The organism is Methanocaldococcus sp. (assembly GCF_024490875.1).
GTDB lineage: Archaea > AGJL01 > Methanococci > Methanococcales > Methanocaldococcaceae > Methanocaldococcus.
Genome location: NZ_JACCLX010000016.1, coordinates 30,810 through 55,044, shown reverse-complemented (window position 1 = coordinate 55,044; position 24,235 = coordinate 30,810). Strand labels below are relative to the sequence as shown.

Annotated in this window: 26 protein-coding genes; 12 read left to right on the top strand and 14 right to left on the bottom strand. The window is 27.8% G+C overall.

Annotated elements, in window-relative coordinates:
- Positions 1–12 precede the first annotated feature (12 nt).
- From HZY31_RS03085 to HZY31_RS03065, 5 genes are read right to left on the bottom strand one after another with little or no spacing between them, the layout of a single operon-like run.
- Positions 13–813, bottom strand: coding sequence for an NOL1/NOP2/sun family putative RNA methylase (locus HZY31_RS03085; protein WP_297318001.1), 801 nt, complete (start codon positions 811–813; stop codon positions 13–15).
- On the bottom strand, positions 801–1,331 hold the full coding sequence (gene artE, locus HZY31_RS03080) for an archaeosortase family protein ArtE (RefSeq protein ID WP_297318000.1): 531 nt from the start codon (positions 1,329–1,331) through the stop codon (positions 801–803). Before artE ends, HZY31_RS03085 begins: the two co-directional genes overlap by 13 nt.
- Positions 1,288–2,247, bottom strand: coding sequence for a thiamine-phosphate kinase (gene thiL / locus HZY31_RS03075; RefSeq protein WP_297317999.1), 960 nt, complete (start codon positions 2,245–2,247; stop codon positions 1,288–1,290). Before thiL ends, artE begins: the two co-directional genes overlap by 44 nt.
- A gap of 11 nt (positions 2,248–2,258) precedes the next feature.
- On the bottom strand, positions 2,259–3,362 hold the full coding sequence (gene cbiD / locus HZY31_RS03070; RefSeq protein WP_297317998.1) for a cobalt-precorrin-5B (C(1))-methyltransferase CbiD: 1,104 nt from the start codon (positions 3,360–3,362) through the stop codon (positions 2,259–2,261).
- A gap of 20 nt (positions 3,363–3,382) precedes the next feature.
- A complete protein-coding gene (locus HZY31_RS03065) occupies positions 3,383–4,516 on the bottom strand; it encodes a radical SAM protein (RefSeq protein WP_297317997.1) in 1,134 nt (377 codons plus the stop codon).
- A 234-nt stretch (positions 4,517–4,750) separates the two neighbouring features.
- On the opposite strand from HZY31_RS03065, the gene gatD reads away from it, so the two are divergent.
- Both gatD and gatE read left to right on the top strand, forming a co-directional pair.
- A complete protein-coding gene (gatD, locus tag HZY31_RS03060) occupies positions 4,751–6,004 on the top strand; it encodes a Glu-tRNA(Gln) amidotransferase subunit GatD (protein ID WP_297317996.1) in 1,254 nt (417 codons plus the stop codon).
- Between the two features lie 41 nt (positions 6,005–6,045).
- Positions 6,046–7,941 (top strand): Glu-tRNA(Gln) amidotransferase subunit GatE, encoded by a 1,896-nt coding sequence (gene gatE / locus HZY31_RS03055; RefSeq protein WP_297317995.1) that lies wholly within the window; start codon positions 6,046–6,048, stop codon positions 7,939–7,941.
- A 12-nt stretch (positions 7,942–7,953) separates the two neighbouring features.
- On the opposite strand, the gene HZY31_RS03050 is transcribed toward gatE, so the two are convergent.
- The 6 genes from HZY31_RS03050 to HZY31_RS03025 are packed head-to-tail and all read right to left on the bottom strand — an operon-like array spanning position 7,954 to position 11,234.
- On the bottom strand, positions 7,954–8,340 hold the full coding sequence (locus HZY31_RS03050) for a CopG family ribbon-helix-helix protein (RefSeq protein ID WP_297318085.1): 387 nt from the start codon (positions 8,338–8,340) through the stop codon (positions 7,954–7,956).
- A 41-nt stretch (positions 8,341–8,381) separates the two neighbouring features.
- The gene (locus HZY31_RS03045) at positions 8,382–9,650 is read right to left on the bottom strand and encodes an amidohydrolase family protein (RefSeq protein ID WP_297317994.1); all 1,269 of its coding nucleotides are present in this window, start codon (positions 9,648–9,650) and stop codon (positions 8,382–8,384) included.
- 11 nt (positions 9,651–9,661) lie between these two features.
- Complete coding sequence (locus tag HZY31_RS03040; protein ID WP_297317993.1) at positions 9,662–10,375, bottom strand: glycosyltransferase family 2 protein; 714 nt, start codon at positions 10,373–10,375, stop codon at positions 9,662–9,664.
- Positions 10,347–10,628 (bottom strand): hypothetical protein, encoded by a 282-nt coding sequence (locus tag HZY31_RS03035; RefSeq protein WP_297317992.1) that lies wholly within the window; start codon positions 10,626–10,628, stop codon positions 10,347–10,349. Before HZY31_RS03035 ends, HZY31_RS03040 begins: the two co-directional genes overlap by 29 nt.
- Positions 10,629–10,641: 13 nt before the next feature.
- On the bottom strand, positions 10,642–10,809 hold the full coding sequence (locus tag HZY31_RS03030; protein WP_297317991.1) for a hypothetical protein: 168 nt from the start codon (positions 10,807–10,809) through the stop codon (positions 10,642–10,644).
- 17 nt (positions 10,810–10,826) lie between these two features.
- Positions 10,827–11,234, bottom strand: a complete 408-nt coding sequence (locus HZY31_RS03025) for a DUF61 family protein (RefSeq protein WP_394357592.1) — start codon at positions 11,232–11,234, stop codon at positions 10,827–10,829.
- Positions 11,235–11,385: 151 nt separating this feature from the next.
- On the opposite strand from HZY31_RS03025, the gene HZY31_RS03020 reads away from it, so the two are divergent.
- The 8 genes from HZY31_RS03020 (at position 11,386) to HZY31_RS02985 (ending at position 17,190) form a co-directional block, all read left to right on the top strand.
- The gene (locus HZY31_RS03020) at positions 11,386–12,225 is read left to right on the top strand and encodes a CBS domain-containing protein (RefSeq protein WP_297317990.1); all 840 of its coding nucleotides are present in this window, start codon (positions 11,386–11,388) and stop codon (positions 12,223–12,225) included.
- Positions 12,226–12,510: 285 nt separating this feature from the next.
- Positions 12,511–13,101 (top strand): DUF4855 domain-containing protein, encoded by a 591-nt coding sequence (locus HZY31_RS03015; RefSeq protein WP_297317989.1) that lies wholly within the window; start codon positions 12,511–12,513, stop codon positions 13,099–13,101.
- Between the two features lie 69 nt (positions 13,102–13,170).
- A complete protein-coding gene (locus HZY31_RS03010) occupies positions 13,171–13,344 on the top strand; it encodes a hypothetical protein (RefSeq protein WP_297317988.1) in 174 nt (57 codons plus the stop codon).
- A 51-nt stretch (positions 13,345–13,395) separates the two neighbouring features.
- Complete coding sequence (locus tag HZY31_RS03005) at positions 13,396–14,889, top strand: hypothetical protein (protein ID WP_297317987.1); 1,494 nt, start codon at positions 13,396–13,398, stop codon at positions 14,887–14,889.
- 285 nt (positions 14,890–15,174) lie between these two features.
- Positions 15,175–15,477: a hypothetical protein gene (locus tag HZY31_RS03000; RefSeq protein ID WP_297317986.1), complete on the top strand. Its 303-nt coding sequence runs from the start codon at positions 15,175–15,177 to the stop codon at positions 15,475–15,477.
- Positions 15,478–15,491: 14 nt separating this feature from the next.
- Positions 15,492–15,896: a hypothetical protein gene (locus HZY31_RS02995; protein WP_297317985.1), complete on the top strand. Its 405-nt coding sequence runs from the start codon at positions 15,492–15,494 to the stop codon at positions 15,894–15,896.
- A gap of 115 nt (positions 15,897–16,011) precedes the next feature.
- Positions 16,012–16,425, top strand: a complete 414-nt coding sequence (locus HZY31_RS02990; RefSeq protein WP_297317984.1) for a hypothetical protein — start codon at positions 16,012–16,014, stop codon at positions 16,423–16,425.
- A gap of 42 nt (positions 16,426–16,467) precedes the next feature.
- On the top strand, positions 16,468–17,190 hold the full coding sequence (locus HZY31_RS02985; RefSeq protein WP_297317983.1) for an anaerobic ribonucleoside-triphosphate reductase activating protein: 723 nt from the start codon (positions 16,468–16,470) through the stop codon (positions 17,188–17,190).
- A gap of 5 nt (positions 17,191–17,195) precedes the next feature.
- Here HZY31_RS02985 and eif5A read toward each other — a convergent pair whose 3' ends face one another.
- From eif5A to oadA, 3 genes are all read right to left on the bottom strand, one after another.
- On the bottom strand, positions 17,196–17,597 hold the full coding sequence (eif5A, locus tag HZY31_RS02980; RefSeq protein WP_297317982.1) for a translation initiation factor IF-5A: 402 nt from the start codon (positions 17,595–17,597) through the stop codon (positions 17,196–17,198).
- A 66-nt stretch (positions 17,598–17,663) separates the two neighbouring features.
- Positions 17,664–19,169, bottom strand: a complete 1,506-nt coding sequence (locus HZY31_RS02975) for an acetyl-CoA carboxylase biotin carboxylase subunit (RefSeq protein ID WP_297317981.1) — start codon at positions 19,167–19,169, stop codon at positions 17,664–17,666.
- Positions 19,170–19,212: 43 nt separating this feature from the next.
- Positions 19,213–20,916: a sodium-extruding oxaloacetate decarboxylase subunit alpha gene (gene oadA, locus HZY31_RS02970; protein WP_297317980.1), complete on the bottom strand. Its 1,704-nt coding sequence runs from the start codon at positions 20,914–20,916 to the stop codon at positions 19,213–19,215.
- Between the two features lie 128 nt (positions 20,917–21,044).
- Here oadA and HZY31_RS02965 point away from each other — a divergent pair, with 128 nt between their 5' ends.
- Both HZY31_RS02965 and HZY31_RS02960 read left to right on the top strand, forming a co-directional pair.
- A complete protein-coding gene (locus HZY31_RS02965) occupies positions 21,045–21,680 on the top strand; it encodes a DUF4013 domain-containing protein (protein WP_297317979.1) in 636 nt (211 codons plus the stop codon).
- A 143-nt stretch (positions 21,681–21,823) separates the two neighbouring features.
- The gene (locus HZY31_RS02960) at positions 21,824–23,941 is read left to right on the top strand and encodes a minichromosome maintenance protein MCM (RefSeq protein WP_297317978.1); all 2,118 of its coding nucleotides are present in this window, start codon (positions 21,824–21,826) and stop codon (positions 23,939–23,941) included.
- Positions 23,942–24,235: the final 294 nt, after the last annotated feature.

Genomic DNA, 24,235 nt, shown 5'->3' with positions numbered 1-24,235 from the left:
TCTTTATAAAATTTAACTTTTAATTTTTCTAAGTTTTGCGATAAAGAATGGCTCATTTGGAGGAATTACTCTTAAAGTTCCTTCTATTCCCCCTCCAATTACATTTATTTTTTTAAAGTTGTTTTCAATTGGTAAAAGTTCTACATCATCTCTTTTATTTAATATGTATCTTATAACTTCCTCATTCTCTTCCTCTTCGGCAGAACAAGTGCTATAAACTAAGATTCCCCCTTCTTTTAGTAAGTCAATTCCTATATTTAATAGTTCTTTCTGTCTCAATGAACAGTATTTTATATCCTCTTTTGAAACATTTCTATTTTTATCTTTAACTATATTTCCAGTGCATGGAGCATCCAACAAAATTTTATCAAAAAGGATATTATTTTTTAATAAGTAATCTTTGTATATTCTCATATCTTTGTTTATAATTATTGTATTTAAAATTCCCATTCTATTTATGTTTGATTTTAATGCTTTAATTCTTGATTTACTTATATCAACAGCCACTATTGTTCCTGAGTTTTCCATTAATTGGGCTAAATGTGTTGTTTTCCCTCCGGGAGCGGCACACATATCTAATACAAAACTATTTTTTTCTGGATTTAAGACAATTGAAGGAATCATTGAGGAGATAGATTGAGGAATGTAATAGCCAAATAAGTATTCAGGAGTACAACCTATAGAAAATGGAGATTTTATTACTTTAAAAGCATAATGTAGGAAAGTTTCTTCTAAGATAATATTTTTCTCTTCTAATCTTTTTTTTAGTATTTTAGGATCTATTTTTAATGTATTTACCCTTATATACTGCATTCTTTCCCTCTAATAATGTCAATAACTTTCAAATATCCTAAAACTAATATTGGAACAAAAGTTAATAAAACTAAATATCCTATAATATCGTGATAAAATATTGGATTTTTGGGATGAAGATTTACAAAATAACAAACTAAAACAATTCTAAAAATATTTACAAAAAATGCCAATAATAGGAAAAATAACCCAATTATAAATTCTTTAATATTTTTGGAGTATAAAATAGTGAGAGATAATATTCCAGATGTTATAAAACTTCCAGTGCATTCTTTGATTATTTCTATATTTGCATTTGGTAAATATATAATGTTATTTACAATTTTTGCATTAGGAATTATTAGTTTAACAAAAATATATGAATGATAGGTAACTACTTCAACAATATATTCTCCAAAATAATTCAAAATAAAAAATAGAAAAAAGAATAGGATATAAAATTTTATTAAAAATACAATTGTTTCTTTTTTATTTTTACCACTTGTGAATATAGCCACCACCACGAAATTGTTCTCCATCTATAAACTGCCCTTTTTCTATAATTCTGCCAATTTTGTGAATTTTTGAATAATCCTTTACAATATCTTTAACTTTATTATATTTTGATGTTGTAAATAAAAGTTCAAACTCTTCTCCACTGTTTAAAACAACTTTTATAGGGTTAAGATTAAATTCTTCACAAAATTCAATAACATCTTCTGGAATTAATTTATAGATTTTATCCTCATATAACTCAAAATTTTTAAAATATTTAATTTCTTTCCCCAAACCATCTGAAATATCGCAACATCCACTTATATATTTATTCATTAAAATTCCTTCTTTAACTCTCGCGATAGGTTTTTTTAATTTTTCAATAATTTTAGGATATTTCTCACAGAGTTTTTTAAACTCACTGTTACTAATTTTTTTATCTTTAAACATATAGTATAAGGTTAAGGCACAATAAACTCTCCCTAAATCGTTAGTTACACATATCCAATCTCCAACATTTCCCTTCCTGTAAATTGGATTATCTGTTATCCCAATTGCAGAGCCTGATAAAATTAGTTCATCTCCTTTATTTGTATCTCCACCAACTACTGGACAGTCATACAGTTTAGAGAAATCATTTAAACCAGTGTAGAGTTCTTTAATAAAATTTTCATTTGCCTCTTTTTCAGATAAAGATATTGACAATAAAAACGCCAAAGGTTTAGCACCCATAGATGCAATGTCAGAAACATTTGCAGTTAAAATTCTCCCTCCAATTTCGTAGGGTTTAAATATAGAAGGAATGTGAGTTTTTTTAATCATCATATCTGTTGTAAAAACTAAATAAAGATTATCATTAATCTTTATAATTGCACAATCATCATCAATTCCTTTTGTAATATAATTATTAGAATACTTTAAGGTTTTTTTAATTATTTCAATTATTGTTATTTCGTCCATTTTATCCTCTATTATTTATTTTTATTGTTTAAATCAGTTAGATAACTTCCTAATATGTTCCCTTTCATATCTACAACTATACATCCAAATTTAATTCCATTCCATCTTTCACTAACTCTTTCAACAACTCTTTTAGCTATAAGATTAAAAACATCTTTTAAAACTCCTCTTTTCTCTAAAATTTTTAAAACTTCCTCAGTAGTGTTTGAATATAAAATTTTCTTTAAATCCTCCTTATCATCAATAAATAAAGAGGAATAGGCAGTTAAAATCTCATTTCTACAATCAGCAACTTTTGAGTGAGTATTATAAATTCCACCAGATAACTTAATTATTTTCCCAGCATGCCCCAATATTATTATTTCCTTAACACCTTTCTCTTTTGCTTTATCGAGCATAAATCCCCAAAAGTTTGAAACCTCAATAATTTCCTCATCTTTTGCCTTTAATATTTGTTTAGCAAATCTTACTCCAATATTTCCAGGAACAAAAATTAATCTTTTAAATCCATTTGCCAATGCTACATCTATTTGAGGTACTAAAGAATTCATATAAGCCTCGTTAGACATAGGTCTAACTATTCCAGTGGTTCCTAATATTGACAATCCACCAATAATCCCTAACTTAGGATTTAATGTCTTTTTAGATAACTCTTTACCTTTTGGTATTGATATTATAACTTCAACCATCTCATTATCATTTAGCAATTTTAATAGATTTGTTTTAATCATCTCCCTTGGCTTTGGATTTATTGCATACTCTCCTTTTTTTACCTGCAAACCATCCTTAGTAACTATTCCTACTCCTTCCCCACCTTTAATTACAACATCTCTTTTCCCTTTTTTTAATACAACTTCAGTTATAACCTCAACGCCATTAGTTATATCTATATCTTCTCCAGCATCTTTAACAACTACTGCCCTCGCTCTATTATCATCTAATTTTTCAATTTTTTTTATTGGAATGATTAACTTATCTCCATTTAAATTTTCAATTTCAACATAATCAAGTTTTTTTCCAAATTTTAAATAATACAATGCTGAATAAGCCCCAGCAGTGGCACAAGAGCCAGTGGTATAACCAAATTTTGATTTTTTTCTAAAATCATATATCATACTATTTCCCTTATTTTTCTTTATCTTCTTCTCCTTCTTCTAAATCTCAACTTTTTAGTTATTAAGGGAATTCTTTCCACTTCAAGAGCGTCAGATGTAGGATAAACCTCTGAAATATATGCTGAAAAGGTTATTGGAAATCTTTGCCTTTTCATCTCATCTATAATATCCTCCAATATAAATGGATTTAAATAAATTTTATTGTCAATAATTTCAAACTCTATCTCATTTTCTTCCAATATATTTGCAATTTCTTTTAAATCCTCTTTATTATCAAAAATCATGATTCCTCTTAATAATAAACCCTCGTCAGTTATTACTTCATAAGGTTTAGCAACATTTTTAGCCCTATTTATAAGTCTATTTTTCATTTGAATAGCATCCTTTAAAACTGATGGACAGTAATGGATAAACATATTTCCTTTAAATTCTTTAATAACTTTTAAAGATGTTTCTTCACTTCCTGCTATAGCGTTACTAACATCATTCTTTGGATAAAACCCTCTCTTTTCTAATTCATAATAGTTTTCTTCAGAAAATTCAAATTCATTAATATTCATAAATTTTGCTAATCCATCAACAGATTCAGCCAACTTTAAAATCTCATTTTCCATATTTGGAATCCCTGGAATTTCAACGCCAACATCTTCAATATATTTATTACATAAACTCAACTTATCACATAAAAATTTTACATACTCCTCATTATATCCTTCATTAAATATCTTTGTTGGATGCAACCTTATTTCATCCAAACCAGCTTCTTTTAATATTTTTAATTTATCTTCAGTTACACTTTCTGGCGTAGTATATAGATGAGCGTGGAACTCTTTAAATTCATCTTTTAAAGCCTTTAAAAATTTTACAGTTCTATTTATTTTTAGTAAAGGATCTCCTCCTGTTATACCAACTCCTCTACTACTACATAACTTTGCCTCATCAATTGCCTCTTCAACAGTTGTAATCAATCTTTCATTTGCATATATTACATCTTTATTTTTTCTTTTTTCAGATAGTGGGCAATAATAGCAATTACTATTACAAATTCCAGTAATAAATAAAACTAACTTCTCTCCCTTAACGCACTGCTTACAACCTTCTGGCAATTTATTGTAATTTTTTTCTATGTATTTCTTTATTTCCTCAACATTCATACGAACCACCAATAGAATTATATACTATAAATTTAAAATAATAATAATGGCGGATGATGAACGGAGTAGCTGCTGAACTGTGATGAGTGATGGGCGAACTGACGCCACTTTTTATTTTTTATTTTAAACATATTAATTAAAATATTTGAACTTATTTTAATTTTTATAATAAAGATTTTTATATTTTTTTTCATACTTTAATTTCTATAAATAGTAAAAATATAAGGTGAAATAATGGAGGTTGGAGATATCGTCAAAATAGAAACAGATAAAGGAATTTTTGAAGGTCTCTTATTACCTTCAACAGATGAAAATATTATAACAATAAAGATGAAAAACGGTTATAACGTTGGTATACTAAAAGAAAATATAAAAAATATTGAAGTTGTAGCCAAGGGAGAAAAGCCAAAGTATGAACTTCCTCCTTTAAATATTAAAAAGAATGAAAATTTAAAAACAGTGTCTATTTTATCCACTGGTGGAACTGTTGCATCAAAAGTGGATTATAAAACAGGGGCTGTTCATCCCTCTTTTACAGCAAATGATTTAATTAGGGCAGTTCCAGAACTTTTAGATATTGCCAATATAAAAGGGAGGGCTATTTTAAATATACTAAGCGAAAATATGAAGCCAGAGTATTGGAAAAAGATTGCCGAAGAGATTAAAAAAGAGATAGAAGATGGGGCTGATGGGATTGTTATAGCACATGGAACAGATACAATGAGTTATACTGCCTCAGCATTATCATTTATGGTTAAGGCAGATGTTCCAATAGTTTTAGTTGGTGCTCAGAGAAGTAGTGACAGACCTTCATCAGATGCTCCTTTAAACTTAATAAGTGCTGTCTTAGCAGCAAAAGAGAATATTAAAGGGGTTTATGTTGTTATGCACGGGGAGAGTGGAGATACATTCTGTTATTTACATAAAGGAGTTAAAGTTAGAAAATGTCATTCTTCAAGAAGGGATGCATTTAAATCTATAAATACAATCCCTGTTGCAAAAATAAATCCATTCACAAAGGAAATTATTTATTTGCAAGAAGTGGAAAAATCAGAAAATACAAAAAATGTAGAAATAAACACTAACTTAGAGGAAAAAGTGGCATTAATAAAAATCTATCCGGGTATGGATGGGGATATTATTAGATTTTATGTTGATAAAGGTTATAAAGGAATTGTTTTAGAAGGAACTGGATTGGGACATGCTCCAGATTATATATTTGATGACATAAAGTATGCGATAGATAATGATGTTATTGTCGTTATGACAACTCAAACGATAAATGGAAGAGTGAATATGAATGTTTATTCAAATGGTAGAGAATTGCAAAAGTTAGGAGTTATTGGATGTGAAGATATGTTACCAGAGGTTGCCTTAGTTAAATTAATGTATCTCTTAGGAAATTATGAGCCAGAGGAAGTTAAAAGATTAATCAACAAAAATTTAATTGGAGAAATTGAATATAGGAGTAGATTTGACTGTTATTAAATAACTGTTATTAAATAAATGTGTAAATTTACGGTGATAAAATGGAGATTGATTATGAAAAAATTGGTTTAAAGGTTGGATTGGAAATTCATCAACAGTTAAATACAAAGAGAAAGTTATTCTGCCACTGTCCTACTATTTTAAGAGATGATGAGCCAGATGGAGAGATTGTTAGAGTTTTAAGACCTTCTTTGAGTGAGATGGGAGAAGTTGATAGAGCGGCTTTAATAGAGGCAAGGAAAGGAAAGAAATATATTTATCAATATTACAATGACACAACTTGTTTGGTTGAATTAGATGAAGAGCCCCCACATTTACCAAGTGAAGAGGCTTTAAAGATAGCGTTAGAAGTGGCTTTATTGATGAATATGTCTATTGTTGATGTTGCCTATGTTATGAGAAAGATAGTTATTGATGGCTCTAACACATCTGGTTTTCAGAGGACTATATTTTTAGCAAGAGATGGATATATAGAAACATCTGAAGGTAAAGTAGGGATAACAAGTCTATGTTTGGAAGAGGATGCCGCAAGAAAAATTGAAGAGAGGGATGATGCAGTTGTTTATAACTTAGACAGGTTGGGAATTCCATTGGTAGAAATTTCTACGGCCCCAGACATTAAAACACCAAAAATGGCTAAAGAAGCGGCAAGAAGAATTGGGGAAATTTTGAGAGCTACTGGAAAGGTTAAAAGAGGATTGGGAACTATAAGACAAGATATAAATATATCAATTAAAGATGGAACAAGAATTGAAGTTAAAGGAGTGCAAGATTTAGATTTAATTGAAAAAGTTGTTGAAAATGAAGTTATAAGACAACTAAACTTATTAAAGATTAGAGATGAATTAAGAAAAAGAAATGCAGAAGTTGTTGAGAAGATATATGATGTTACAGAAATATTTAAAGATTGTAAATCAAAAATTATACAAAACGCTTTAAAGAAAAAGAATGGAAAGGTTAAAGCAGTTTTATTAAAAGGATTTTCTGGTTTGGTTGGTAGAGAAATTCAGCCAGGTAGGAGATTGGGGACTGAATTTTCAGATAGGGCTAAGGTTATAGCCGGAGTAGGAGGAATCTTTCATACAGATGAATTACCAAAATATGGAATTACTGAAAAAGATGTTAAAAAACTTAGAGAATATTTAAATGCAAATGAAAAAGATGCCATAGTTATAGTTGCAGATGAAGAAAGTAAAGTTGATAAGGCATTAGAGGCTGTTATAGAAAGGGCTAAGGAAGCATTAATTGGTGTTCCAGAGGAGACAAGAAAGGCTTTAAGTGATGGAAATACAGCATATTTAAGACCTCTTCCCGGAGCCGCAAGGATGTATCCTGAAACAGATATACCTCCAATAACTATAAAGAAGGAGATGATTGAAGAAATAAAAAATAATTTGCCTGAACTTCCAGAAGAGAAATTTGAAAGATTTAAGAAAGAATATAAATTAAATGATGAATTGGCAAAAAAAATGGTTTTAAGCTATTACGTTGATTTGTTTGAATACTTATGCAATAAATTCAAAAATATTAAGCCTTCATTAATTGCTACTACATTAGAAAATACATTAAAAGAGATTAGAAGAGAAGGTTATGACATAAATAAATTAGAAAATAGACATTTTGAGGAATTATTTAATGCACTGTCTAATGGAGAAATTGCTAAGGAAGGGATTATTGAAGTTTTAAAAGGATTTTGTGAATATCCTGATAAAAATATAAATGAAATCTTAGAAATTAAAGGACTAAAAAGATTATCAAAAGAAGAAGTTGAGAAAATTATAGAAAATATAATTAAAGAGCATTTAGATGTGGTTAAAGAAAAAGGTTTAAAAGCATATGGATTTTTAATGGGTAGATGTATGGCTAAATTAAGAGGAAAAGCTGATGGAAAACTAGTAAATGACATTTTAAGAAAAAAATTAGAAGAAATCATTTAAAATTTTAAATTTTTACTTAGAAACTCCTACTGTTGTTAATTTTGCATATTTTACATTATTTAAACTTTTTAACTTTTCAGTTAATTCAATTATTCTTTCTTGATGACCTTTAACTACAATAATTCTAAGAAGTTCGTCATTAACAAAAACTTGTAAAGAAACTAAGATAACATCTTTATATTTTTTTTCAATATCTAATATCTGCTTATATATTTTTTTTGGGAATATTACTGTTATATCTCCTGCCTTTGATTCTATTCTATGAAGCCACTCATATTTTTTTACATAATTTTCCAAAGATTCTCGAATAATTTCAGATCTTGATTTATTTAATTCTTTTGTAATCTCGTCTAACTCTTTTAAAAGATCTTTTTGAATCGTAATAGTTATCCTTTCCATCATACATAACACCGAACACCAATAATTAGTTTTAAATAAAACTAAATAATATTTCCAATTGCATCATATAATTTCCCATTTACTACTGTATAAATTGGAAATCCTTTAACTATAAATTTATCAAAAGGACTAAATTTTGCCTTAGATTTGAATAATTCAGCATTAATTTTTCCTTCTTTTTTCAAATCAACAATAGTTAAATTTGCCAAATTACCCTCTTCAATTTTGTTATTTATATTAAATATTTTAGATGAATTCTCTGATAATATCCTTATAGCGTCAAATAATGTTATTAAATTTTTATTAACTAAATTTAAAGTTAATGGAACGATAGTCTCAATTCCAGGAATTCCAGAAGGACAGTTTTTAACATCTTTAAGTTTCTCTTCCAATAGATGTGGAGCGTGATCAGAGGCGATTATATCAACATCTTTATTTATAATACCTTTAATTAACGCTATGTTATCTTCCTTACTCCTCAAGGGTGGATTAAATTTTCCAAAACCTTTTAATTCCTCAGCCATATCTTTATTTAAATAAATGTGGTGGGGAGTAACTTCAACAGTTATCTTAACATTTTTTAATCTTTGTTTTGCATCTTTTATTATTTCCAATGATTTTTTTGTAGATATATGACAAAAATGAATATGTGGCTTATATTTCCCAACTTTATCAATAAATAGTAGGGTTTTTATAACTTCTCTAACTGCCTCAACTTCTGATTTTTCATCTCTTATTTTACAGTGGTCTATCCAACTCTCTAACTTATAAATTTCCATATTTTTATTAATTATATCCTTATGCTCCGCGTGAATACAAAAACGCTTATTTTGATTTAAAATATCTTTTAACTTTGAATAATCTTCAATATATAAATCACCCACAGATTTAACCATAAATATTTTATAAGCCATAGCCTCCTTTACATTTTCAAGATAATTTTTTTCTGTAACGCCAAAATTTAAAAATATGTTTATTTTACTCTCTTTTTTACAGTCTTCAAGTTTTTTATAAAAAAGTTCTTTTGTAGTTATTGGAGGCTTATTGTTAGGCATATCTATGGCAAAACACACTCCTCCATTTATTCCTGCCAAACTTCCACTTAAAAAATCCTCCTTTTCACTTTCTCCCCATCTAAAATGGACATGAGCATCAATAACTCCTGGAATGACAATATAATTTTTTAAATTAACTTTTTCATCATCTATATTTATATTCTTAGAGATTTTTTTAATTCTACCATTTTCAATTAAAATATCACATTCAACAATCTTATTATCTTTTACTATTCTACAATTTTTAAGTAACATACTCTCACTAATTAAATTAATTTCTGCATAATCAACTTAAATAAAATCTTAAATCCTGTCTTAACATTGGTTCCTCTTGCCATTGAATATTCAGTATATATTGTTTTTATTGGTACTTCCTTAATTTTTAAATTAAATTTTTTTGCTAAAATTAAAAATTCTGACGAAACTTCGTATTTATCACTCTTTAACTCCTTAACAATTTTTTTTACCGCTTCATAAGAAAATGCCCTTAAACCACTTTGGCTGTCAGTTACTAAATAACCACCCATCAAGTAAGTTATAAAATTTAATCCAAAGTTTCCAATTCTTTTAACTAATGGCATATTCTTTAACTCATTTTTGTTCATCATCCTACTACCTATAACAAAATCATATCCCTCAAATATTGGCTTTACGACTTTTTCAACATCCTTAGGATGATGTTGTCCATCAGCGTCAAAAGTAACAATAACCTTTGGTTTATAGAGTAAAGCACATTTAATTCCAGTTCCTAATGCTCCTCCCAATCCTCTATTTAATATATGCCTACACACAATAACATCCTCTTTTTTTGCCAATTCGTAAGTTTTATCTTTTGAACCATCATCAACAACAATTATGTTTTTATATCCTTCTTTTTTCAAATTTTTTAAAGTTGTTGAAATCATTTTCTCTTCATTATATGCTGGAATTACAATAAATATATCTTCTTTATTAATTTGGATGTTTTGCCTTTGATCCATTATTTTCACCTATTACCTTACAGAATGCAAATGCACCAACAACACCACATATAAATATAGCCAATGCTATATTATTAGCAAAGGCAATATTGTATTTTTGAGAAATTACTACTAGTAAAGTACCAATAACTGCTGTCAATATAGATTCACCAATTAAAACATTGGCTGTTCCTTTTTTAAATGCTAATCTTAAACCTACCAATGCTGAGAAACTTAATGCAATAATTGCAAACAGCCAAACTATGAAATTCATTTTATCACCATATTTATGTTAAAGAATATTTTACCATCAAAAATATAAATATAATTGCTCCAATAAATACAGATAGCCAAACCCATATATTCATAATAAATAAAAATTTAAAGATTTGTTCTCTTTTTTCATATAAAAGTCTTTTTATTGGATCTTTTCCATAATATTTTTTTCTTTTCATAATTATCACTTACTAATTTAATCGTATAAAGAAAATTTAAATATAATTTGAGTTGTTGTTGGTAGTTCTCTTCTAACGATCCTCAACTCTGGTTTATATATGTATAATACATCTTCCTCTGAGAACATATTTATATCTCTCCCTAATATTTTTGAAATTACTTTTACCTCTTCTTTACCACTAACTTTTATAGCTCCACCTAATGAAGGATCTACTTCTAAAACTATTGGAATCTTTAAATCTTCACTACTACCTATCTCTCTTAGAAGTTCAAGCTCTCTCCTCTTTATTCTATGCCTCTTACCGTTGATTATTATATGAGGTTTCTCTTCATTTAATAAATCTTTTAATCTTTTTCTTTTAAATGATACTTTAAATTCTCTTATTATTCCTTTAATAATTCTATCTAAGTTTTTGTCTTCCATGAATATCACATTTATAGTATTTGATAAAAATAGCAAAATATTTTATAAGGTATTTAATAAATATATATTGGTTATAATACTTTAATAATACTTTTAATATTAATTTAATTTCTGAATTTTTGCATTAAAAAGGTTTTGCGAGGGCGAGATTGTGAAAGTAATGAAGGTTGTTCAAAATAAAGAAATAATTTACATATATCCAACTACTACAATAAGAAAGGCTTTAATGACGATGAACGAAAATAAATACAGAAGATTACCAATAGTAAATCCTGGAAATAACAAATTGGTAGGAATATTAACAAGTATGGATATTGTAGATTTTATGGGAGGGGGCTCAAAATACAATTTAACGAGAGAAAAACATAATAGAAATCTATATGCCGCAATAAATGAGCCTGTTAGAGAAATAATGGAAGAAAATGTTATTACACTTAAAGAAAATGCTGATTTGGATGACGCAATAGAAACCTTCTTAACGAAAAACGTTGGTGGAGTTCCAATAGTCAATGATGACTATCAATTAATATCAATGATTACTGAAAGGGATGTAATTAGAGCATTATTAGATAGGATAGATGAAAATGAAGTTATAGATGATTACATAACGAGAAAAGTTATTTTTGCTACGCCAGGGGAGAGATTAAAAGATGTTGCGAGAACTATGGTTAGAAATAAGTTTAGAAGATTACCAGTTGTTAGTGAAAAGAAATTGGTTGGAATTATAACATCAACTGACTTTATTAGACTTTTAGGTAGTGATTGGGCATTTAATCACTTACAGACTGGAAATGTTAGAGAAATAACAAATGTGAGAATGGAGGAAATAATGATAAGAGATGTTATAACTGCAAAAGAAGGAGACAAATTGAAAGATGTGACTAAAATTATGGTAACCAATGATATAGGGGCTTTGCCTGTGGTTGATGAAAATATGAGAATAAAGGGAATTATTACAGAAAAGGATGTTTTAAAATACTTTGCTAAATAATGATTTTATTTTTTTATTTTTTATAATAATATTAATTTACTTTTTTAAAGTATTTACTATTTTACTATTATTAAGAACTTTAATATCAATCTTTTTATACATTGCTAAGTAGTGTATTTTATTGGAAGAATCATAAATAACTCAGTAATGTATAAATATTTAAAAACTAAAATAATTCTATCGTAAAATTGGAAAATATAACTTTACAAAAATAAAGTGGCGATGAAGCTTCTATATAGAAGCTGAGCCTTATCAATAATCTTAAAGTTTAGTTGGTGTATAGATATGGGAAGTTTTGCATTATGGTATTTTGGATATGACTATAAATATGAAAAAAGATTTAATGGAAATGTAAACGATTTACTAAATAGAAATTTTAACTATGCAATTGCTTTGGAAGTTAGTGAAGGGAAAGATATACCACAAAGTGGCTTTTTATATATTGATGGATATAATGATGGTAAAGAACTTGGAAAATGGATAGACCATCATTTAAGAGGAATAGACTACTTTGTTGCAATTCCTTATTATAAAGAAGGTTGTAGTAATCGTGGAGAAAGAAGAGGATTAGATTATTGGAAAGGTTATATAGATGGAGTATATGACAATACAAGTGGTTATCAAATTGGATTCTATTGGAATTTAGAATCTTGTGGGCAAGTTAAATGGGGTTATATAACCGATTATGAGTTAAATGAGTTATCTAACTACATAAGAAACGAGCAATATCAACAATTTATATGGATTCCCTCATTAGGAGGGAGATCAATTCAACAACTTGAAGATTCTGGAGTACAAAATACCATGAAATATTTTAATTATGTATTTTGTCAGCCAAATTATTATCAAAGAAATACAATGCAAGATGGTTCTTAATATACATATAATAAGTTAGTTGAGATTTTAAACTGGATATGGGAAGCATCTTGGAATTCATATATCGAATTGGAAGCAGATAGCCAAGTTCTTAGCAATTATAATAAAGTATTAAGAGCATGTGAATACGTTAATGCACAGAAAGATTCAGTAGTTGGCGATATTTGGCCACAGAGGGCATATTATTTTGATACAAAAAAGGAAGTCATTGATAGAGTTAGATATACTTGTCCAGAATGGTAATAAATATTTATTATTTTTATTAATTTTTTATTTAAACATTTTGGTGATAAAATGATAATAAAAAAGAATTTCCTAATTTTATTAAGTTTTTTTATATTAATATCAATTCTCCCAGTTAATGCATCAGATAGCAAATGGAGTTCTATTCAACATAATGGAGACATTTTGATTATAATTTATAATAATAACATTTATTTATACAATGGAACTCTGAAAAATATAACTCCAAAGTATATTGTTTATCTAAATAAAACATACTCCAATGAAGAGATTAACAGACATTTTGGATATTTATATTATAAGGATAGTTTTATCTTGGGAAATCGAACTTTTATCGTATGTAATGCTTGGGATGGTTGTAGTATTGGTAAATTGGATATTAACGATAGAACACTATATTTATATAGTTTTAATTTAGGAGAATTTTACAATCTAAAAAGTAATAATAATGATGCTTTAGGATGTTTTAATAATAAAGAAGGTATGGGAGCAGAGCCAATATTGGTTGAATTAAAATATAACTCAACTACAAATAACTTAATATGGATTGGAGATAGTTTTTATGGTTTAAACTTAAATTTGAGTAAGTATTTGTTTAAATTGTTTAAATATATAAATCACTCTAAGAATTATTATTTTTATGAATTTGAACCAATAAATTATTGTTTTGATTACAATCCAAAAGGAAAATATTGGCTTATTTATGGTAATGGGATTTTTTCAGTCGTTTATATGAAAAATGATACCAGTTTAAAATATGTAGATAATTATTTAAAATTCTTAGTGAAATATAACAATATATTTTACGATTTTAAATACTTTAATTATTCATTATGTCAAATAGTTTATAATAAATATGGAAATTACTGGATTTGTGTAGGAGAAAATAAATTATATCTTTTAGATAATGACTTAAATTTAATAAAAACTATTTGTGTAAATAAGAGTATATATAAAGTTTTTCCAATAAATAAAGATGACATTTATTTAATTTACCCCAAAAAGGCAGTTATGGAAATTTGGAGAATAGAAAAGGTTAAAGTTAAAAATAATATTACTAAAGAAACCGTAGAAAAATATAGAGAGTATAATAAAACCCCTCCTCTATATCTTACAGAATATAAAGAAGTAAAGGTTGGAGAAAAGGTTGTGAATATTAATGATTTACCGAAGTTAGAAAGCAATATAGAAGAAAATAAAAATTATACCTATGATATTAAAACCTACCTCTATGGAATTGAAAAAATTAACTTACAAAATAATAAAGTTGTTGAAATAGATATAGACAATTTAAATTCAATAGATGTTGGTTATAATGGAAGATACTTTATTTTAATTGGAAATGATTCATCATTATATATCTTTAACAATGGAACGTATAAAAAAATTGCTAATTTGAATAAATTAAGTGAAAATATCCAAAAGTCTTCTAATAACAAAATAATTACTGATAAATCTAGTAATAATCTGACGAATTATTACTTACTTGGAATTGTTATAGCAATAATTTTAATTTTTGGTTATATTTTATGGAAGAAAAATTAAATTACTTTTTATTTACATTAATATTTTTACTAAACTTTCATTATACACTAATATAGAAAATTTTAAATATATTGAAAGAAAATTTATTCTTATAAAATTATAAAGGTGAATAGTAGTATTTTAAACGTTCTAATATATGGAGTTTTATTTATCATCTCATCTATATTATATATTGTTAAAAAGGATAAGTCGTTCTTAATACTGTCTATATTATGTTTTATAGTGTTAATTTTACAATTCTTAAGTATAAATCCATATTTATACATATTAGAATTATTTTTGGTTATGGGTATAATTATAACTACACTGTATATTTTAAGAAAAGATAAATTTTTGTTATTTTTAGCAGTTTTTGGATTAATAATTCCTTTTTTACAATTTGACATTCCAAAATTTCCATATAATATTTTATCATTTCCTTTATTTATCTATGTTAAATTATTTGTTCCTAAAAATATGAGTGGAATTTATTATTACAGTCCTTTTGTAGTAATTCCTCTATCTATGTATGGTTGGATATTGATTGGTTTAATAATAAAGATAATTTATAAATATTTAAATAAATTAAAAATAGATTATAATTCATAATAAAGGGGGTATTTATGACAAAAAATATAAATATGGAGTATGTTTTGGCATCTTTAACTTATATATCCTTCATAATACTTCCAGTTTTAGTTCCTTTGATATTTGCTATTATTTTTAGGAAAAATAAATTTATATTATTCCATTCAATTCAGGCAATGTTTATTCACATAATTTTATTGGAATTTATATCCCTATCGATCCCATTCTTTAAATCTATTTGTAAATATATTTTTATTTTATCCATAAACACTCAAAATCCTATGATTGATAATTTAGAGATTGTTTTTGGAATATTGTATCTATTAGTTGTTATAACACCAATTTTATTAGGAACATATTATTCCTCTGGTGGAAAATGGTTTAGATTTCCATTGATTGGGTTTATTTCTGAAAAGATTGTACATTATTTAGACAAATAAATTTTTATTTTTTATTATTTGGTTTGATTATAGTAGTTCCAATATTATACACAAAATAACAATGTATAAATATTTATAGATTAAAATAAACTTTAACAAAAATTAAGTGATAGTTATGGATATAAATGAAATGCAAAATAAAAAACTGAAAAATAAAAGATTGGGGCTTATAATTGGTAGTATTATTTGGTTTGGAATATTATTCTTATCAGTTATTGTTAGTTTCTATCTACTAATCATACAATTTAAATGTACTGATGAAATTAGTTATTTGTTGTATGTCATTACTACTCTTTTATTTTCAACCTGTATCTTAATTGGGATTTATTGGTTTAATGAAGGAAATCCAATACTTAAAAAATTACTAAAAATAGATGGAACATTTTTAATAGTCGGAATTATAATAGCTATATTTGAGATTATATTAAATCAACCTTATCATCATTATAATGAATATTTACCTTTAACAATCTATATGATTAGGTTAATGCTTGTCTATATGTCAATTGATGAGTTAGTATTATATTAACATTTTCAAATTGATAATAATAAAAATTGATATGGTGAAAATATGAAAGTTCTCGTTTCTGGAATTGTAGATTTATCAACAATTGATTATCCAAAAAAATGCTCTTCTGTTATATTTTTGTATGGTTGTAATATGAGATGTTCATATTGTCACAATTTAAAATATATCTTAGAGCATAAAAATGAAATGACTGTGGATGAGTTATTTAAAAATATAGATTTTTTCTTCTCTGAGGCAATAGTTATAAGTGGGGGAGAACCTACTCTACAAAAAGATGCAGTAATTGAAATAGCAAGATATGCGAAAAAAAATGGATTTCCAGTGAAAATTGACACTAATGGAACTAATCCAGAAGTTATTGAATATTTAATAAATCACAATCTTATTGATTATGTAGCTGTTGATGTAAAATGTAGATTTGACAAATATAAGGAATTTACAAAATGTAAAGAAGATGGAGAAACTATTAAAAATAAAATATTAAAAATTATTGATTTATGTAAAAAAAATAATGTATTTGTTGAATGTAGAACTACATATGTTCCAAAGGTTATGGATAAAAGTGATATTAAGGAAATAGCAAAAACTGTTAAAAATTGTGATTTATATGTTATTCAACAATTTGAACCAAAAGATGCTTATAATAAAGAATTTAGAAAACTACCCTCTCCAAAAGAAAAAGAACTAAGAGAATTGGGAAAAATAGCAAAGAAATATATAAATAATGTCAATATAAGAACTGTAAATGGTGTTTTTGAAATTTAAATAATTTATTTATTTCCTCCAAGAACTCTTGCTATTTTATACTGACCAACTGCCTCTATATACTCTACTTCACATCCTGGTTCTAAACCTTCAATACCTTCTGGAATTGGTAATTCTAAGGTTTCATAAGTTTGTAAGTCCATTATTTGAACCATATCTCCTATAATTGCTAAAACTTGTCCCTTTCTTCTGTCGATTATTGGAACTTCTACTTTACTTGATGTTGGAGCAACGAATTCTTTTTTAACTTTCTCAAATAGCCCAATTCCTACTACTCTTGCCTTAGCTCCTCCGTGTTTTCCTGGCTTTGAAACACTGATATCTACAATTTCACATGGGATTCCATCAATCATAACATACTGTCCTACTTTCAATGAACCAACATTAACTTGCTTAGTTCCTGGCATTTTATCACCTTTAACTAATTTCATTAAAGAGGTTTTTTATAACTATTTCTTTATGTTATATAAATATTACTCTCCTTTATATTCTTGATTATTTTCTTTTATTATAAGGTTAATATGCATTGATATACCACCAATTGCTGCAGCAATCTTTTTGTTTTTTTCAAAGACTTTTTCTGAAACAACACTATATAGATCTCTTGATTCTAAAGCATATTTGACCATCAATTTCTTTAATTTAGGCATATTTTGTTCAACATAGTGTGTTGATAAATTTCCTTTTAAGAAGTTTTCCTCTTCTAAAACAGCTCTATGAAATGGAATATTTGTGGTAACACCAACAATAACATATTCTTTTAAAGCCCTTCTCATCCTTGCTATTGCCTCCTCTCTACTATTTCCATATGTTATTAATTTTGCAATCATTGGATCGTAATATGGTGGAATTTCAGCTCCCCCACAAACTCCACTATCTATTCTAACTCCTGGCCCTCCAGGAGATCTATAAAGTTTTATTTTTCCAGAGCAAGGAACAAAATCATTTAAAGGATCTTCCGCGTTAATTCTACACTCAATAGCATGTCCTCTTATCTTAACATCTTCTTGCTTTATATTTAACTCCTCTCCTGCCGCTATTCTAATCATAGCCTTAACTAAATCAATTCCAGTAACTTGTTCTGTAACTGTATGCTCAACCTGAATCCTTGTATTCATCTCTAAGAAGTAAAAGTTACCATTTTCATATAAAAATTCAACAGTCCCTGCACTATCGTAATTTATTGCCTTACCTGCTTTGATTGCAGCCTCCCCCATCCTTTCTCTTAACTCTTCAGTCATTATTGGAGACGGAGCCTCCTCTATCAACTTTTGATGTCTTCTTTGAATTGAACACTCTCTATCTCCTAAATGAATAATATTTCCATGCTTATCTCCTAATAACTGTATCTCTATATGTCTTGGATTCTCTAAGTATTTTTCAATAAATACCGTTGGGTCTCCAAATGCACTTTTTGCAATATTTCTTGCTGACTCAATAACTTCTTTTAATTCCTCTTTATTATAGGCAACACTCATTCCCATTCCGCCACCGCCAGCGGAGGCCTTTACAACAACTGGAAATCCTATCTGTTCCGCAATTTCTATTGCCTCATCAACATCTTCAACAGCCCCTTCACTTCCAGGTATTAAAGGAACTCCGGCCTTTCTCATAATTTTTTTAGCATTAATTTTACTACCCATTGCCTCTATGGCATCTGGATTAGGCCCAATAAATTCAAAACCTGCCTTTTTTACAGCCCTTGCAAATTCAGCATTTTCTGCTAAGAATCCATATCCTGGATGAATTGCATCAACTTTTGCCTTTTCAGCAACATTTAGGATTGCTTCCATATTTAAATAACTCTTCGCCGCTGGAGGTTCTCCTATACAGTATGACTCATCTGCCAAAGAAACATGTAAAGATTTTTTATCTGCCTTAGAATATACTGCAACAGTTTTTATTCCAAGTTCCCAACATGCTCTTATAATTCTAATGGCAATTTCTCCCCTATTCGCAATTAAAACCTTGTTAAACATACTTTCCACCCTAACATAAAAAAGGTTAATTGAATTATTTAGATTATTTTATAATCATAATTACATCTCCTACATTTACGGCATCTCCTTCGTCAATTAATATCTTCTCAACAGTTCCTTCAACAGGGCTTTCTATTGGATGCTCCATCTTCATAGCCTCTAATACAACAATAACATCTCCTTTTTTAACTCTATCTCCTTCTTTAACTTTAATTTTTGTTACAATTCCTCTAAATGGAGATGTTACTGCTCCTTCAATTTCAGCAGTAATAATTTCTTTCTTTCTTTTCAATTCAGTTCCTATCTTTGGCTCAATTTTAACTTCGAACTTTTCTCCATCAACTTCAACAATATACTCTGTTGGAATTTCTAAAATCTTTCTTATATCTTTCTCTTTTGGTATTGGTTCAGGTTTTAACTCTCCTCTTAAGAATTTAACTGCTATTTGTGGATATAGAGCATATGTTAAGATATCTTCTTCTTTTTTCACAATGCCTTTTTCTTCTGCTTCCTTCTTTACCTTTTCCCATTCTGGTTCTAATAAATCAGCAGGTCTGCATGTAATAGGTTTTTCTCCTTCATCTAAAACTCTCTTTAATAATTCTGGATTTATTGGTGCTGGTGGCTTTCCATAATATCCTTTTACATAATTAACAACTTCATTAGTGATAATTTTATATCTTTCCTCAGTTAAGACATTCAAAACTGCCTGAGTTCCAACAATTTGAGATGTAGGAGTAACCAATGGAGGATAACCTAAATCTTTTCTAACTCTTGGTATTTCTTTTAGGACATCTTCAAGTTTATCTAAGGCACCCTGCTCTTTAAGTTGTGAAATTAAGTTTGACAACATTCCCCCTGGAACTTGGTATATTAAAACTCTTGCATCTACAATTTGGGAGATTGGGGATATTAACATTTTGTATTTTTCTCTAACCTTCATAAAGTAATCTCTAATTTCATTTAATAATTTTAAATCCAATCCTGTATCGTATTTAGTTCCTTTTAACGCCGCCACGATACTCTCTGTTGGTGGTTGAGAAGTTCCCATAGCAAATGGAGATATTGCACAATCTACAATATCTGCCCCTGCCTCAATAACCTTTATGTATGTCATCGGAGCCAATCCACTTGTGCAGTGACTATGAACCCCAACAGGGACTGAAACTTCTTCTTTAAGTCTTTTAACTAACTCATAACCTTCATAAGGTGTTAATAATCCTGCCATATCTTTAATGTATATTGTATCACAACCTAATTCCTCCAACTTTTTTGCTAATTCTACATACTGATCAATTGTATGAACTGGACTTATTGTGTAACATATCGCCCCTTGAACCTCTGCCCCTACTCTTTTAGCAGTCTTTATAGCAGTTATCATATTTCTTACATCATTCAAGGCATCAAAAATTCTAAATATATCAATTCCATTTTCGTATGCTTTAATTACAAATTTTTCAACTATATCGTCAGGGTAATGCCTATAACCAACCAAATTCTGCCCCCTTAAAAGCATCTGTAATGGAGTATTTTGAATCCTCTTTTTTAACTCTCTTAACCTCTCCCAAGGATCTTCATTTAAATATCTAATACAGACATCAAAAGTAGCTCCTCCCCAAACTTCCATAGAATAGAACCCAACTTCATCCATCTTTTCGGCAATTGGCAACATATCCTCAGTTCTCATCCTTGTGGCTATTAAGGATTGTTGTGCATCTCTAAAAGTAGTATCAGTTATTTTAACCATTCTTATCCCTCATTATATCTATTTTAAAATAGAATAGGAAACAATATAGAAAACAATATTTGTGGCATTTATATTGCTATATTTATTATATAAAGTTATCCTATATTAATAATATTAGGAGGTAAATTATGTTTATCGAATGTTTAAATTTTCCTATGAAAGATGAAAAATGGGTAATAAAAATTATAATTGGAAGTGTTTTAATATATATTCCAATTGTTGATTTTATAGTATTTGGTTATATTGTAGAAACTTTTGAAAATGTTATAAAAGGAGAAGAAAAACTCCCAGAGTGGGATAATCTAAAAGACAAATTTATTAAAGGCTTTGCCTATTTATTTTATTGGGTTATATTACTAATTGTCCTTTTTGTAATTGCTTTATTATCCCGCTATTTCAATTTTAGTAAAAATCTTATAGACACTCTCTTATTATTATGGATTTGTGTATATCTTGTGCTTTTGTTTATCTATCCAATGGCTATTGCTAACTATGCTATAAAGAAAAGATTTTTCGCTTTATTTGAATTTAAGGAAATACTAATGAGAATAAAGTCAGTGCTTGGAAGATATGTATTAGCATATACTATATTAATTCTTGTAGGTATTATATTTGGTATAATGTTAGCAATAATATTAAGGATTCCTATAATTGGATATATTTTATATATATTTGGAGTAATTTTTGGGACTTTTTATTTATCTTTGGTATCTGCATATTACTTTGGGGTTTTGTATAGAGAAAGTTCTAATAGATATATTTAAACATTTAAAAATCTTATTTTAATTTTAAATAATACAATATCCAATACTAACGTATATCCAAACACTACTAAAATTTAAAGAATATTATATTTAAATATTTTAAATTCAAAATAATTTAAAAACCAAATAATTTACGTGATACTATGGTAAACTTCGACGAAGAATATGTTAAGTCGAAATATGAGTATAAAATAAAGAGTTTTATTAAGGAAGAGTTAGCAAATAATTTAATTAAAAATAATATTTTTGAATTTGACATAGAAAAGTTTTTAATGCACTTTCCTGATGCCTGTGAAGTTAATGATTTAATTATAGAAAGACCTAAAGAGATTGAAGAGATAATTTTAGATATTTTTAAAAGGACATATATCGAATTGTTTGGAGAGGATAAAGAGTTAGAAAAAATACAGATTGCATTTAAAAATCCAAAAGGTTGCGAAAAATTAATTGAGGAAATATCCTCATCTGACATAAATAAGTTAGTTAAATTTGAAGGGGTAATAGTTAAGGCGGGAAAAGTTTGTGCTTTATTAAAAAGAGCCTGTTATGTCTGTCCAAGATGTGGAAATATAAAATATAAGACAATACATAACTACTTTGAACTACCTAAGGTTATTTGTAACAATGGAGATTGCAAAGAAGAAATGGTTATCGATTACGAGGAATCTACATATATAAATATACAGGAGTTAGAGATTCAGCAACCAATTGACTTAATGAAAAACCCTGACGACCCTCCAAGAAGTATAAAAGTATTCTTAGAAAACAGTCCGGGAATCTATTCTGGAAGAGTGGATGTTGTAGGAACAGTTTTAAAGAAGAAAACGAAGCCAAAAATACCAGTATTTGAAATTTTTGTTAAAAGTAATTATGTTAAAATTGCAGAGAGTTATCAAAAAATTGAAGTTAGAGATATTTTAGGAAATGAGGAATTGATAGAAACTTTAAATGAATTAGGAAAAAAGAAAAATATTATTGACATTTTATCAAACTTTATGATTTCTCAGATAAAAGGTTATGACTTGGTTAAAAAAGCAATATTTTTGCAACAAATTAAAGGAGCATTTAAATTCTTACCAGATGGAACTCCTTTAAGAAGAGACAGTCATATTTTATTAATTACAGACCCAGGAATTGGAAAAACCACTATGCTTAGAAGAATTGCAAGGCTGTTTCCTCAAAATGCTTATGCATCAGTAACAACAGCCACTGGTGGAGGTTTAACTGCAAATGTTATTAGGGAAGCAACAGAAATTGGAGATGGTTGGGTTGTTAAACCAGGAGTTTTTGTTAGAGCTAATGAAGGAACTGCTTGTATAGATGAATTAACAGTTGATAAGAATGTAATGAAATATATATTAGAGGCAATGGAAAGCCAAACAATACACGTAAATAAGGGAGGAATTAATGTTAAACTTCCTGCAAGGTGTGCAGTTTTAGCTGCGTGCAATCCAAAGAGGGGAAGATTTGATAGAAATTTAACTGTAATAGAGCAGATCGATATTCCCGCTCCATTATTAAGTAGATTCGACTTAATATTTCCACTGATGGATATTCCTAACAGGAAAGAAGATGAGGAGATAGCAGAGCATATATTAAACACACACATTGAGTCAGCTACGAAAGATTATAAAATCTTGGGGTCAATTGAAATTGATGGAATTGTTGTAGATGAGAGACTACTAAAATATTATATTATATATGCAAGAAGTTGCGCATACATAGAAGAGAATCAAGATTTATACTTGGGAGAGTTTGACGAAACTAAATTAATTATGCCATATTTAACTGAAAAGGCAAAGAAAATGATTAAAAAATATTACTTAGAGATGAGAAAGTTGGGAGAGGGAGATAACCCAATACCAATAACTGCAAGGCAGTTAGAGGCAATTGTGAGAATATCTGAGATGCACGCAAAGGCTAGATTATCAAATAAAGTTGAAGATGTTGATGCTGAAGTTGCTATAAATATTATTGATGAATGTTTAAAGCAAGTAGCCTATGACCCAGAATCAGGAACATTAGATTTAGATAAAATAGCAGGAACTCCAAAATCAAGAAGAGATAAAATGGATGCTGTCTTAAATATTATTAGGGAAATCGTTAATTTAAGAAACGATGGCTTAGCCCCTGAGGAAGAGATTTATGATAGAGCTTTAAATATTGGCTTGTCAGAGAAAGATGTAGAAACTGCATTGGAATATTTAAAGAAATCAGGAGATATTTACAATCCAAAATTAGGCTTTTGGAGTTTATTATAAGTATTTTTATGAAACTTCTATAATACTCATGCTCGAGACTTGATAATATTAAATCATAAAAAATAGAAAATTTTTATTATGATAATATTATAATTTTGAAATTTTTCATATTATTGTAATATTTTTTTTATATTTTTCATATTTTATAATATTCAGATCAAGATTTTCCCGAGGGTCAGTATTACTCTTAAAAAAGATGTGAATATATAAATCTATAAATATTTTATATTATTAAAAAAATAAAGAATTTAAATACTTTTATCCCCTTTGGGGCCTGATTTTATACCCATAGGG